The 13,878-nt window shown below is 54.3% G+C and carries 9 protein-coding genes; 1 reads left to right on the top strand and 8 read right to left on the bottom strand.

Annotated elements, in window-relative coordinates; translation table 11 throughout:
* From NYE69_RS15445 to NYE69_RS15435, 3 genes are all read right to left on the bottom strand, one after another.
* Nucleotides 1-300, bottom strand: a complete 300-nt coding sequence (locus NYE69_RS15445; protein ID WP_340926884.1) for a Dabb family protein — start codon at nucleotides 298-300, stop codon at nucleotides 1-3.
* Entirely contained in the window at nucleotides 297-2,816 is a 2,520-nt protein-coding gene (locus tag NYE69_RS15440; protein WP_340926882.1) for a family 43 glycosylhydrolase, read from the bottom strand. Before NYE69_RS15440 ends, NYE69_RS15445 begins: the two co-directional genes overlap by 4 nt.
* 681 nt (nucleotides 2,817-3,497) lie before the next feature.
* Nucleotides 3,498-4,490: a LacI family DNA-binding transcriptional regulator gene (locus NYE69_RS15435; protein ID WP_340926881.1), complete on the bottom strand. Its 993-nt coding sequence runs from the start codon at nucleotides 4,488-4,490 to the stop codon at nucleotides 3,498-3,500.
* Between the two features lie 87 nt (nucleotides 4,491-4,577).
* Here NYE69_RS15435 and NYE69_RS15430 point away from each other — a divergent pair, with 87 nt between their 5' ends.
* A complete protein-coding gene (locus NYE69_RS15430; protein ID WP_340926880.1) occupies nucleotides 4,578-5,423 on the top strand; it encodes an HAD-IIB family hydrolase in 846 nt (281 codons plus the stop codon).
* Nucleotides 5,424-5,429: 6 nt separating this feature from the next.
* Here NYE69_RS15430 and NYE69_RS15425 read toward each other — a convergent pair whose 3' ends face one another.
* From NYE69_RS15425 to NYE69_RS15405, 5 genes are all read right to left on the bottom strand, one after another.
* Entirely contained in the window at nucleotides 5,430-6,695 is a 1,266-nt protein-coding gene (locus tag NYE69_RS15425; RefSeq protein WP_340930411.1) for an Nramp family divalent metal transporter, read from the bottom strand.
* Between the two features lie 237 nt (nucleotides 6,696-6,932).
* Nucleotides 6,933-8,162 (bottom strand): MFS transporter, encoded by a 1,230-nt coding sequence (locus NYE69_RS15420; protein WP_445744774.1) that lies wholly within the window; start codon nucleotides 8,160-8,162, stop codon nucleotides 6,933-6,935.
* An 89-nt stretch (nucleotides 8,163-8,251) separates the two neighbouring features.
* Entirely contained in the window at nucleotides 8,252-8,845 is a 594-nt protein-coding gene (locus tag NYE69_RS15415; protein WP_340926877.1) for a TetR/AcrR family transcriptional regulator, read from the bottom strand.
* Nucleotides 8,846-9,033: 188 nt separating this feature from the next.
* Nucleotides 9,034-12,261, bottom strand: a complete 3,228-nt coding sequence (locus tag NYE69_RS15410) for a cellobiose phosphorylase (protein ID WP_340926876.1) — start codon at nucleotides 12,259-12,261, stop codon at nucleotides 9,034-9,036.
* Between the two features lie 120 nt (nucleotides 12,262-12,381).
* Nucleotides 12,382-13,386 (bottom strand): LacI family DNA-binding transcriptional regulator, encoded by a 1,005-nt coding sequence (locus NYE69_RS15405; RefSeq protein WP_340926875.1) that lies wholly within the window; start codon nucleotides 13,384-13,386, stop codon nucleotides 12,382-12,384.
* Between the last annotated feature and the right edge of the window lie 492 nt (nucleotides 13,387-13,878).

Genomic DNA, 13,878 nt, shown 5'->3' with positions numbered 1-13,878 from the left:
TCATACCGATACCAGATCAATCTCCTGAAAACGACTGACCTTTTTATTCCAACGCTCCTCGACATACTTAATGTGTACCGGATGATTATTGTAGGCATCATAAACCTGCTGATTTGCAAACAGCATTGAAAATCCATAGTCATATTCATTCTTGCCACTCACCTGACGAAAAACCTCAAATTGTTCAACTCCGGGGATCGCGGATAATTCTTCTTTACTTTCTTGCAAGAAGGATTCTGTCTCTGCATTTTCCTTACCGGAATGCAATTTGAATATTACCATATGTTTTATTGAACTCATTGATTAAACGCCTCCTTGTTGTTGATATAATCATTATTGCGTTGTGACACAGAAATGTTATCGAAATGCGCATGCTTGTTTAAGGTTCTAACCCCGATTTTACCGTGCGTGAACGGATTCAAGCTGGTGTCGGTGTAGTCGATCTTTGGACTTGCCATATCTCCCGCAAACACTTTAATGTTCGTGCCGCTAACGACAACTTTTATATGATGCCAGGTATTCGTGGAATACGACTGCGCGGAGCCGGCGAGGAACTTCCAGTTATAATTCATTTTGCCCAGGTTTACTCCGCTTGTCGTTAAATAGACGTAGTATCCTTGAAGGGCGTCCAGGTTGTTCTGGCCTCTTTCGGTGCCATGCGAAGGATTGGATACTCGAACGAGCAGCCCCGCGTCGCCCCCGGAATCGATCATCTTGAGATCGGCCTCCACCGTATAATCCGCCCATCCCGCGTCTCCGAGCACGGCTTTGGCCGGCCCCGATCCGCCCGAACTGTACTCCCCGTTCTCCACCGTCCATGTGCCTTCGAAGCGGGTCCACCCGTTATCATTGCCATCATCGAAATGATCGCTTGTCGCCGGGACGGTAGCATGTTTATGGAACGTCATCCGCGAAAAATCCGCTTCCCCGGTGACAAACTCCACTTTCAGCTCCCGCTCTCCGGCGTTAAGATACACCCTTTTCTTCGCGACGATCCGCCAGTTCTCCCAGTCTCCCGTATTCGGTACATCGATCAGGCCTGTTAAGTCCGTGGCGCCGTCCCACACGCGGATTTGCACGCCGTTCATCGTCGTGGCCATGCGAAAGTCGATATCATAATATCCGCTCGCCGCCACATTCACTTTATATTTGTACCATTCTCCGGTTTGATTCCAGCCTAAATTGAACAGCCCTTCGCTGTTCAGGCGGATGTCGCCGGCATCGGACCGGTAAGCGCCGCCTATGTTATTGCCCGTCGTGTCGTGATAGGCGATTCCCTCGCCGCCTTTCATGTAATGCACCGCTTCGATTGTGCCCGGAACCGGTTTATAAGCGTCCCAGGCGCTGCTACCGTTGACGTCGTTGCTAAAGGCGACAAAGCCGAAATCCGCATGGGTATCTTCCGTCATCACGCCGATTTTGCCCGCTCCCAAATTGGCGGTTCGCGTCCCTTTATGCATGCCGTCCACATAATACTTAAACGTGGATCCGGACTTTTCGACACGAATGCTGTGCCATTTCGAATAATCGAAGCCAGCCGGCAGAGAGAACGTCTGCCAAACTTGATCCACACCGCCGATGCGGAAAAACGTCTCCAGCCGGTTATTTTTCGAGCTGAGCAGCGCGACGCCGTAATTGTTCTCATCCGTATAGGAAAATACAGCGCCGAATTTCGGATTGGCGGAGGTGGTTCCCCGGTTCATTTCCTTCATGTTGAATTCGGCCGTATAATCCGCCGCGCTGGCCGCCGCCGTCACTTGTTTGTACCAAGTTGTATTGCCGAGTGCATTTTGCCACATTAACTGCTGATTATAAATGCCCCAATTGCCGCCGCCCACATTGGTCCAATTGCTCCCGATCGCGGAGCGGTCAAAATAGTCGTAGAAATCCGGCATTTCCGGATCGCGCTGCGGCGGCGTCGTGGGGCCAAGCACCATCATCCTGTCGTTGTTCCAAACGATCCGGTCCATGTTCAAATGGCGCAGCGGTCCGACAATGCCCGGCCCCTCCAAATTATGATAAAGCATATAATGCGTATCCAAATCCGGGCCGACGGTCACCGTATTATGGCCGAGCCCCACCGTCGGTCCCTCCGTGCTGATTAAAGCGGGATTGAGGCCATCCGCAGCATCTGCGGCATACCCGGATCTTGGCCCCGACGTACTCACCGCATAATCCACCCGGTACCCTTTGCTGAACACATGGTTTCCGGTATAAGTCATATAGTATTTTCCGTTGCGTTTAAAGACCGTTGCTCCCTCCGTCCAGCCCCCCATCCCGACTCCCGTTGACGCGCTTGCCCCGATTGTGGTCGGGCTGCTCATCGGCGCGGCATCGATGCGGCCTGGAGCGGCATGGTAAAAACTGAACGAACCGTCATCATCAATAAAGACATGACCGTCGATCGATTTCCCGAGATTGCCGGTGACAACTTGAAAAGGTCCGGTAGGACTAGTGCTGCTCAGCACATAATGGCCGTTCCCGGCGGGCGAGGTGTACATATAAAACGTTCCATTCCAGTAAATGACCTCAGGCGCGTATGCCCCGTGCGTAATCGGGTCCGTCGCGGCCAGTCCGCGATAGTTCCAGTTCACCAGGTCCCGGGAGCTCCAAACTTTTACCCCGTCGTCCGTATCTCTCGTACTCACATACAAGTAGTAATAGCCGTTAAATTTCAGAACATAGGGATCCCCCAGCCCATACTGCCCCCATTCATCCGGCAAGGTTCGCGGATTTTGATAGGCTGATGCCGTGAACGGAACCGCCGCAAGAGACAGGATGACGATCAGCGTGAACAGCCATCGATACGTTCTCACCACATGATAACCTCCTCATCTTCGCAAATGAATGCCTGACATTGCAGAGTGGCTTTGTGTGTAAACGCTTAATTATATGAAGCAGGGGGAACCCTTAATCCTCATAAGCAGAAGCACCGGGGACTTCGGCTCTTTCTAAACTTTGGACGCTACTCTAAGGGACTCCAGCGACCTTATTTGCCTATTTCCCGGGTATTTCCCAGCCTAACGGACCCACGTGTCGCTATTTCGCTCTAAACCAGTTCACCCGGGCCGATTTGAGCTAAATAAGGTCATTTGTGTCCGTTACATTTTGCAAACCTCCGTTTTTCCGCAAATAACGGCTCTGGTGTCCCTTAGCCTCCAGACTCCTCTTCTCCTCCAGGATTCCTCTTCTCCTCCCGCCGATACCTGCGCATCACGACTGCGGTGCAGCACATTTAAGTCGTGTTCACGCTCTCATTGGATATAATCCAATAGGTTAGGGGAAATCGAATGCGACTTGAAGCTCCCATTGGAAAAATCCAATAGAATTCGCTCAATTCGCCCGTTTTGAACCCTGCGGAGCTCGATCTATTGGAAAATATCCAATCTAACCACTACATTTCCCATCCAATTTCCAATTCTATTGGATAAATCCAATGACAATGCCGATAATGGCCAACCAAGGGAGGCAAAACGCAAAGCCGCAGCTCACACTTTTCACGACGAACCGCGCTCAACCAGCACGGCCTTGTAAGTTCGCAACATCGGCGCAAACGCTTCTCCCCGCAGCCGCCGGTTCAAGCACCCGGTAACATCCCGGACCATTTCGGCAATCCGGTTCTGAACGGTCGTTAACTCCGGCGTGGTCACCAGACAGATCGGATGATCGTCAAAGCCGATGATGGCCGTTTCTGCCGGTACAATGATGCCGCAAGTTTTCGCCGCGCGCAGGAAACCGGCCGCCGCCTCGTCGCTTCCGGCCACGATTCCATCCGGCTTTTTCGCATAAGCAAACAACTCAAGCCCGAGTGCAAAGCCGTCCTGAACTTGATGGATGCCGCCGAATCTCTGCGCCTCCGTACACGGAAGTCCAAAATGACGATGGGCGGCCTTAAACCCTTCCCACCTTTTGTCCTGCAACGGCGTCCGGTGATCCATACAGAAAATCAGGTGACGCCGCCCTTTGGCCAGCAAATGGGTGGCGGCTTGATAAATGGCGTCTGCTTCATCCAAGGCAAACACATCCAGCCATTCCCCAGGAAATGTTTCGTTGCAAACCAGGGCAACGCGGGTTCCCACCTGTTCTTTGACCTCCCGCTCCGAAAAAAGAGAATGCGTAATAACGACCGCGTCCATTTCCCGGCGGGCCAATTTGCCGTACACTTCCCGTTCCAGTTCGCGTGAAAAATACGTCTGATGAACAACCACCTTCAAGCCATGTTCACTGAAAGATTTGCCCAGCATACTCACGAGTTCGCTGAAATAGGGGCGGTTCAAATCGGGGACAATCACGCCGATCATATGATTCGACTGAAGTCGAAGCTGGACACCTCGCGCATTTCTGACGTATTCAAGCTCCCGCACGGCCCGAAGCACTTTATCCCTGCTTTCTTTCGAAACGTGAGGATGATCGTTCAGGACGCGGGATACGGTCGATTTGGAGACCCCGCTATGGCGGGAAATATCGTGAATGGTTGGAATAAAAACCACTCCTTTTTATGCTATTGACCTGGGAACGTTCCCGGCATGTATCCTAAGTCTAACCCAATTACTTACCGGGAGGAAGCATATAGAACCATGCGTACATTTCAAACCTCACAGGAAACGTTTCATCTTATTTTGTTCGACTTCGACGAAACCTATTTTCCTCATGAACGAACACCGGAGCAGCTTCGGATGCTGCAAGAGCTAGAGGAATATCTGCAGTTGCTTGCCTGGCGTCACCAGGTCAAAATCGGCTTTGTAACCGGAAGCAGCCTCTCGCATATCGAACACAAAATGTCCTTGGCCGGTCTGTCATACCTTCCCCATTTCATCGGCAGCAACCTGGGCACGGAGCTTTGGCAGGCGGAGCCTGACGGGCAGTTCCGGCATAGCCCTGCGTGGGAGAAGATCATCCGGCTGTCAGGCTTTTCCCGCCGCGGCGTGGAAGACCTGATCAGTGAACTGAAGTCGGTATACGGCATCCGGCTGCATGAACAAACCCGGTTTGGCCAAGCCAGGTACAAAATGAACTATTATTACTATTCCGAGTCGCAAGCGAAAACGGCATACGACTTGAATATCATTAGACAATTGGCCTTTAACCTGGGCGTCGGGCTCAACATCAACGCGTGCAATCCGAAAGCGGGCGACCCCGAAGGGGCTTACGACGTTGATTTTATCCCGAAAGGAACGGGGAAAAAGGCGGTTGCGGACTTTCTGATATCTTCTACAAAAGTTCCCTTCGACAGAACGATCGCTTTCGGCGACAGCGGGAACGATCTTGAGATGTTAAAAGCGGTAAAGCACGGGTACCTGCTGCAAAACGCAACCCGGGAAGCGAAGTCGCTTTATTCCCGGGTTGCTCCGTATCCGTATGCGCAGGGAATCCTGCAGGTATTAAGCGAGCTTTTTTCGCATGAAGCAAATAATAACTCGTAGCCGAACTCACAACAGCATTTGCCCCAGCAGGAACAGATTCAGGCCAACGACCAGGGCGGAGATCAGCCATCCCAGGATGGTGGTGAAACGCCGGTTGACCAGACCGCCCATAATGTCCCGGTTGCTGGTAAACATAATAAGCGGAATCAGGGCAAAAGCGATGCCGAACGAGAGAACGACCTGGCTCAACACAAGCGCATTGGTAGGATTAATCCCCGAAATAATGATCGCCAGCGGCGGTACGATGGTAATGGCCCGGCGGAGATACAGATTGATCCGCTTGTTGATGAATCCCTGCATCACCACGTCCCCGGCCATCGTGCCCACCGAAGAGCTGGACAGGCCGGCGATCAGCAGGCCAAGCCCGAAGGAAATGGCGGTAACCGGTCCGGACAAGCGCGCGAACTCGCGAAAAGCCACGTCCAGGTCCTCGACAACCAGTCCATTTTTGAAAAACAGCCCCGCGGAGACGATAACCATTGCCATATTAACCGCTCCGGCGATAATCATGGCCAGCACGATATCGATGAATTCCAGCTTGAAAATCTTCTTTTTCTCCGCTTCGTTGCGGCCGACGATCCGGTTTTGCGTCAGCGAAGAATGCAGATAAATCGCATGGGGCATCACGGTAGCGCCCAGGATGCCCGCGGCCAGGAGCACGCTGTCCACGCCCTCAAAACGCGGAGTGACGATGCCCGCGGCAACCGCGCCGAGATCCGGTTTGGCGGCGACCACCTGGAAGGCGAACGCCAATACGACGATCAACACCATGCCGGCGATCCCGGCTTCCAGCGTACGGTAGCCCCGGCGCTGCAGCTCCAGTATCGCGAACGAACCGATCGCGGTAATAATGGCGGCCGGCAGCATCGGGATGCCGAACAGCAGGTAAAGCCCCAGCGCCGCCCCGATAAACTCGGCCAAATCGGTGGCGATGATGACGAGTTCGCTTTGAATCCACAAAAAGATCGAAACGCCTTTGGGGAACCGGTCATGCGCGACCTCGGGCAAATTTTTGCCGGTGGCGATGCCCAGCTTGGCGGACAACGTCTGGATCAGCACCGCCATCAGGTTGGAAGCGGCGATTACCCATAACAGAAGATATCCGTATTTGGAACCCGCGGTAATATTGGTCGCAAAATTCCCCGGATCAAGATAGGCCACCGCGGCGATAAACGCCGGGCCCAGAAAGGGCAGCAGACGCTTCAGCCCCTTAACCTTCCCGTCCAGTGCGGCATGCGCGGATGCATTTGTTTTTTTCGCTCTATGGTCCATTTTAGCCGGTTGTTGCTGTACAACACCTTGCTCTATCATGTCAATCCCTCCTTAAATGCACATGGGATTTGCCTCTATACATTAAAGTTTCCTCGGTGCAACTTTCTGATTAGAGTATAGTCCTCTTTTTGAAAAATGTAAATACACATTCATGAAATAAAAAAAGCCGGCGGACCGTTTCCTAGTCCACACCGGCTTTTTTATAGCCAAATGACATATTAATCGCAGGGCGTTATTTTAATGTTCAAAATCCGCCTGCCGCCCCGCGGTACCGGCGGTCCGCCCCGAAACGGGCCTTAGCGCCAAGAAAAAGCAGATAATCAGGACGATCGCGGCGGAGACGTACGGATAATTGATATTAATATCGAACAGGTAACCGGCGACCAGCGGACCCGCGATATTGCCGAGGCTGGTATAAGCCGAGTTAAGACCGGCGACATATCCCTGTTGATCCTCGGCCATTTTGGATAATTGCGTGCCGACCGCCGGCCGCACAATATCGATGGACAAAAACACCAGGAACGTCACCAGGAAAATCAGCCAATATTTGTGAACAAACAGGGTCAGCAAGATGCACAACCCGCACGTTATCAAGCTGACGGCGATCACCCGCTTCTCCCCGAACCGGTTGAGAATCGCACTGAACACGGTCGCTTGCACGACGGCGCCGGAGATGGAACCGAACGTGATGATCAGGGCGATATCCCGCGGCGTGAAGCCGAATTTATGATCAACGAACAGGCCGAACACCGTTTCGTAATTGGATACGCCAAACGACAGCACGAAAACGATAATCAGGCTGATAAAATAGGGCTGCCGATACGAACGAAGCAGTTGCACGAGCAGACTCTCCCGCTTCGGCTGCGGCAAATTTTCCGCCGTTTCCCGCCGCTGCGTGGCGATGTTAAGCGATTCGGGCAGCAAAATGGTCGTTACCACGGCGGCGATGAGTCCAGCAACGGCAGCGGCGTAAAAAGGCATGCGGATCCCGAACTCGGCGATAAAGCCGCCGATCCCCGGGCCGATAATAAAGCCCGTCGTAATGGCCGCGTTGATCAGTCCCAACCCTTTGGCTCTTTCTTCGCCCGTAGTGACATCCGCCGCGTAGGCCATAACGGCCGGCATAATGAGCGCCGCCCCGATGCCTCCCAGCATTCGCGCCGCGAACAGCAGCACCGGGGAGCTGACGGCCCCGAAGAGCCATTCCGACACGGCAAAAACAAGCATCCCGGCGATGATGATTTTTTTGCGGCCAAGCGAGTCGGACAACCGGCCGGCAAACGGCGAAAACACCAGCTGGGTCAGCGAAAACGCGGCGACCAGCATCCCGACGATACTGCCGCTGATATGAAGCTCGTTCATGTAAGTCGGCATGATCGGAACGACGAGCCCGATTCCCGTAAAAACCAGGAAGATGTTGATCATCAGCAGCAGAATCGCCCCGTTATTTCGAATCAACAAAGACATAAAGGTTTCCTCCAATGATGAATGATAATGCAGGTTTATCTTTTCTATATACTGAACGTTCGGTCTGTATTCCGACAAAAAACTTAAGTTTATCTCGGGGTAATGCCGCGAAGAAACACGGTCACCGCATCATGATACAACCGTTGCACATCCGCGAATTTAACGACCCGGGTCATCTCGCTTAATCCTGCCAAAAGACTTTCCAGAACGACGGCAAGGGTTTCCGCGTCGCCAGGCGCAAATTCCCCGGCAGCGATGCCCTGCTGCAGCAATTGCTTATTGAAAGCAAAATGGCTTGCGAAAATCTCCGCCATTTTGGTTTTTACATCTTCAGCCAAATCTTCGCTGTTCATAAATTCATCGATCGCTTTCGAAATCGGATGGTTCAACTCGTCTAGCGCCAGTTGGTCGGCCATCCCGTACAGTTTATCCGTCGCCGTAGGATATAAATGCTCCTTCTCTCCCCAGCGCTGCTCCCATTCCTCGTCCCATTCCTTTATTATATGCAGGAACAGGCCTTCCTTACTCTTAAAATGGTAATAGATATTCCCTTTGCTGCTGCCGGAGGCCTCCACGATATCCTCAATGGAAGTCGCCTTATACCCTTTATTAAAAATGAGCGTTTTGGCCGCGTCGGCAATCCGCTTTTTGGTTTCAAGGGTCTGCTGCAGCTTTTTGTTCATCGGGAACACCCCCTTCTATACTGAACGTTCGTTCTATATCTTAGCAAAAGCAGGGCTGAAATTCAAGCATCGCTGGGTACCTCTTTAGGCTTCACTTTTGCCGCTCTGCTTGCCGTTCGCCTTCCCTCATCTCTGCCGGAATAACGGAAAGGGCCGGGATTCCCCAGCCCCTTCCCATTATTAAACCGCTAGCCCAGCTCAATTTCGATGCGCTGAACCTGGCCGCTGCGGACCGCTTCAGCCAGCGGACCGGCAATGACCGGACCGTCGGCCACAGTCCGGGTCCCGCCCTGTTCTAGCACGGTCAGCCGGCGGATTTCCGCGCGATCGGCTCCGTATGTGTTCTTCTTCTGCGGATTGACATACGTTACATCGGTCGTGCCGAGGAACCGGAACGAGAGCTCGCCCCGCTCATCGAACAGCCAGCCCGGCAGCTGCGGATTAAACGCCAGGACAAGTTCGTTTCCGTTCATGCGGAAGACGCGTTCTCCGGCCATCATCGCCGTCCACATGCTGAGGAATTCGGCGGTAGAGCCGCTGAGCCGGGCGACATAGCCGCGGCCGTGGGTCTGCGGGTCCGGGTTGACGCTCGTCGCGATAAACGACGAATTTTCCAGCGTGCTGCGCCCGTAAACGGCCGGATCGAGAAACGGAATCAACGACGTGCGCAGCTCGGCGAAAAACTGCTCCGTCAGGCCGCTTTTGAGCAGCGCCAGCAGGTATTTGTAGCTCATGTGCAAAAATACCGACTCCCGCTCCAGCCAGCCCGGCGTAAAGGCGCGAATCCGCCCGATCTCATGGGATTCGCCGTCAAGGCTGACCGAGGTTTTGTACATGCCCAGCCGTTCGTCGAACAAATCGCTTGCACGGATTTTTTCATAGGCCTGCTTGGCTTCGTTTACGTCCTCCACCGTTTTCAGCCAGCGGGCCGGGCCCTCCAGAAAATGCGGCAAAGCCCGGACCGCGAACTTGTTCACGCGCGCCTTCGGCAGGCCGTAGCCGCTGATGACCGGCTCGCCCTGCCCGTTCAGCACCGGCTCGTACTCCGCGGCTTCAAAAGCAAAATACGTCGGCGTCAGCCCGCCGCCAAGCCGGATGGCCTCGCGGATGCCGCGCTCGATTTTCTCGAGCATCGACCGCAGCGTCCCGCCGAGGCTGCCCAGCCGCACCGTGCGCTCGCTCCCCGCGATGCCAAAGCGGACCGCCTCCCGGTACTGCTCGCGGGCCGCGGCGACCCGGTCCCAGTAATCGAACTGGGCCAGCGTCCCGTTCAGATGCTCCGCCAGCAGCCGCGCCACCTCATCAAGCAGGTCCGCGATCTCCTCAGGCACGGCGATTTCGCGATCCGCCGCCCCCTCCTCCGCGCACGCCGCTTCGATAAACCGCAACAGCCGTTTCAGCTCGAAAGTTTCGCTCATCCCCGAGCCGAACAGGCCCGGCAGGCCGTTCATCGCGTCGTTCCAGCCCGGCTTGTTGGCTTCCATCTCCACGCCCATCCCGAACGGATCAAGCGTGGCGAACTTAATCAGCCCAAGCGACAACAGCTTCACGAACAAGTTGGTGCGGTAGATTTCACCGGTTCCATGGCCGGTTCTCAGCCAGTTCGTGTCTTTTAAGGTCAGCCCGAACTTTTCCAGCTTCTCCTCGTCATGCACCAGCGCGCCGTACTGGCGAACGCCGCCCGCGGCGATGACGTATTTCTCGCTTCGCGGCAGCACGCGGGCCGGGCTGTCGAAGAAGGCGTACTCTTGCTCCTCAAACAGCAGCCATTCCTTGCGATCCGGAAAAATATCCAGGTAACTGTCGATCAAATCCATATTGTACGTCCAGTGATCCGACCAGTATCCTTCCCCAAAGGAAGCTTCGATGTGCTGATCGGCCAAGGTTAAAATTCCGCTAAGGAACTCGGTTTCAGTCACGTTCAAAGCAATGCCGCGCCCGTTCACAAAAGAAATCAGCTTGCCCGGCGTAAATTTGCCCAGGCACAGCTCGGCCAGCTCTTCCCTTCCGCCGCTTGAGGCCGTATTCAGATAAGCGGTGAGCGCGTCCTTGTTAGCGGCCGGAACCCGGAAGCTGGTGCCTTCCACGCCGAGCGGGTTGTAGCCGTCCGCTTGAATCAGGCTGAAAAACATGCGGATATTAAACGTCCCGACGCGCGGATTGAAATAGATGTCGCTGCGGCGGTTCTGATTGGCGTCGCGGAAGTTGCCGTTTCCTTGGGAATAAAATTCCGGGGCGATCGAGAAAAAGTTGTAGTCCCGCTCCAGATCCCCGTGTTTTCGGGAATACAAATGAATCACGAAGCCTTCCCGCCCGTTTTCGAAAATAAACGGATACCCGCCGCGCAGGAAATTGTCCAGATAGCTTTGCCGGCAATAAGCGTCGAATAACGGCAAGGCCGTTTTGGTGGCGATATCCGCAGTCAGGTTTTCCGTCAGCTCGCCGGCTTCGCCATATTTTTGCGCGAAGTAGGCCGGGCTGGCGATCCCGGGAGCCTTGTCGTTCAGCCGCTCGACGCTGTCGATATGCCCGATCAGCGTATAAACGCAGCGGCTTTCCCCCGGAGCAAGCTCGGCGGACAGGGCCGAAAACCCGCACGGCACCTTGTTCGTGCAGTACTGCGGCTGCGCGGTCAGCTCCGCGAGCGGCTCCGCCGCAAAACGGTCGGGATAGGCGAGCGACGTGTTGCCGCCAAAGATGAGCTCGAAGTCGGCAATCGCCGGCAGCATCCCGCCGTCATCGCCAAAGGACAAATAGAAATGGCCGCTTTGCACCTCGCTGACCTCCGCCTCGTCATGCGTGCTGGAGCGGAGGCGGTAATAAGGGATGCCCCGGTCCAGGTTGCCGACCTCCATCCAGCTGCGCAGCAGATTGCCGATCTCCTTGTAGCCCGCGTTCTCCACGCCGTACGGCAGCACCTCCGGCATCCCGTCCAGCAGCTCCAGCTTCAGCGGCGAGCCGGAAATATTGGTAATTTCCACCTTGCGCGCCAGCGCGGCATAATCGTCATTCGGAATGTGAAAATAAGTCACTTTGAATTTAAGCCCCCGCGTTTCATGCGTTTCCTCGATCACAAGCTCGTTGGGCAGGATTCGCATGCTCCGTTTGGCCGCCGTATCGGGGAAAGCGCTTTGAAACGGCTCATAAACTCCCTGTTTTCCCTCGATTTTGACAAAGGTCCGGAAGCCCTTCATCGCCACCGACTGGTAGGTAACGCTTGCCGGGGAAAATTCCATGATCGGACTGTTTTTGTCCCGGATGCCGAAGCTGCACACCGCCTGGCCGCGATTGACGTAAAACGTCCACATCGGAATCCCCTTCAGACCGGCCAGGCCGGGCAGAAAGCTGGAAAACGGCTTGGCCTGATCAAATTGTTCGATCACAAACGCATTTTGCTCAAAAGAATATTTAGTCATATGGCATATCCCTCCGACTTTGACAGTTCGTCCTTAATCCTGTTTCAAATCTCATCTCAATCCTTGCAGCATAAGGATCGAAACCGGTTTCGATTTTTTCGAAAAAAAATGGGGCCGGCTTTATTGCGTACGGCAGGAATCGCGAACGACCAGCTCCACCGGAACACAAGCGCTTTGGATACCGGCCCCGCCTTCTATGGTATAGATTAACATGTCGGCGGCCCTGCTGCCAAGCAAATATGTGTTTTGCCTTACCGTGGTCAAGGCGGGTGTTAAGTATTTCGCCATTTGGATGTCGTCGAAGCCGACGATAGAAATATGCTCCGGTACGCTAAGGCCATGCCCCTTGATCGCGATCATGGCGCCTACGGCCAAATTGTCGCCGGCAGCAAACACCGCGGTTGGCAGTTCCTCGGCCTGAAGCAGCTGCTCCATCGCTTTTTTGCCGCTTTCGACCGTAAAATCGTAGCTCCCCTGCACGACATGCCCGGGATGAACCGGCAGCCCCAGCCGTTCCATCGCCTGCAGATAACCCGCGAGCCGCTGCTTTCCGGCAAACGTCGGCCCGCCGCCGATATGCGCGATCTTCCGGTGCCCCAGCGAATGCAAATATTCCACCGCCATCCGGGCTCCCTCCGCGTTATCGGAGCAGATCGTGCTTTTTCGTGCGCTTTCCTGATCCAGCAGAAGGCACGGCAAGCTCGAATCCAACAGCTCCTGGTAATAGGGGTCGGCCGCGTCCGGCAAAATCACGACAACCCCGTCGATACCGCGAATTTTGCAGTGCTCCAGGTATCCGCTTTTTTTGCCGCCGATGTCCTTGGAAATAAACATCAAATCGTAGCCCTTTGATGCCGCCACTTGCTTAAAGCTCTCGATCACCCCGCCAAAATACGGATGCAGCACGCCCGCGCCGGAAGGCTCGATAAACAGCATGCCGATCGTCCAGGAGCGTTTGGTCGTCAGGGAGCGCGCATGCGCATTGGGCACATAGCCAAGCTGCTCGGCCGTATCCAGAATTTTACGGCGCGTCTTCTCGCTGACATCGGAATACCCGTTGAACACCTTCGATACCGTCGTAGGCGACAACCCGGTTTTCCGGGCAATATCATATATCGTGATCACGGCTTCGCCCCTCCTTGCCGGAATGCTTACAAGACTCATGGAAATTGTAGCCGCCCTGTCCCCGGAAAGTCAACCGTAGGATATACGTTCGCTACCCGTTACGAAGATCCGAAGATAATAAACGGTAAACGTTAATTTTATGGGCAAAACCAAAATGCCGCTTGACAAAACAAACCTGCTAAAACCAGGCTGCTTGAGAAGATAGCGAAAAAATAGGCTCAACCTAATAATCAGCGCTTGACAGAGAAGGCCGGTAACCGATCGGGCAAGAAATACCGGCAGATCAACATCCGCTGTCCGGACGCTTTGCACGATTATCCCGTTTGATCCGGAAGCAGAGAGGAAGATAATTTCAGGAGAAGAAAAGAGGTTTGGAAGGAGCAGACATGCTCGAGATCACATGTTCGAGATCACATGTCTGACATCGTTAAACAGGCTTGTGAGAAGGAGGTTGGAGAAGTGAAGCGGACCTGACGGGAAGAACGGAGCAAG

Source organism: Paenibacillus sp. FSL R5-0527 (assembly GCF_038008055.1).
Lineage (GTDB): Bacteria > Bacillota > Bacilli > Paenibacillales > Paenibacillaceae > Fontibacillus > Fontibacillus macerans.
The sequence above is the reverse complement of the archived record's forward strand: the minus strand, read 5'-3'. Positions and strand labels throughout refer to the sequence as shown.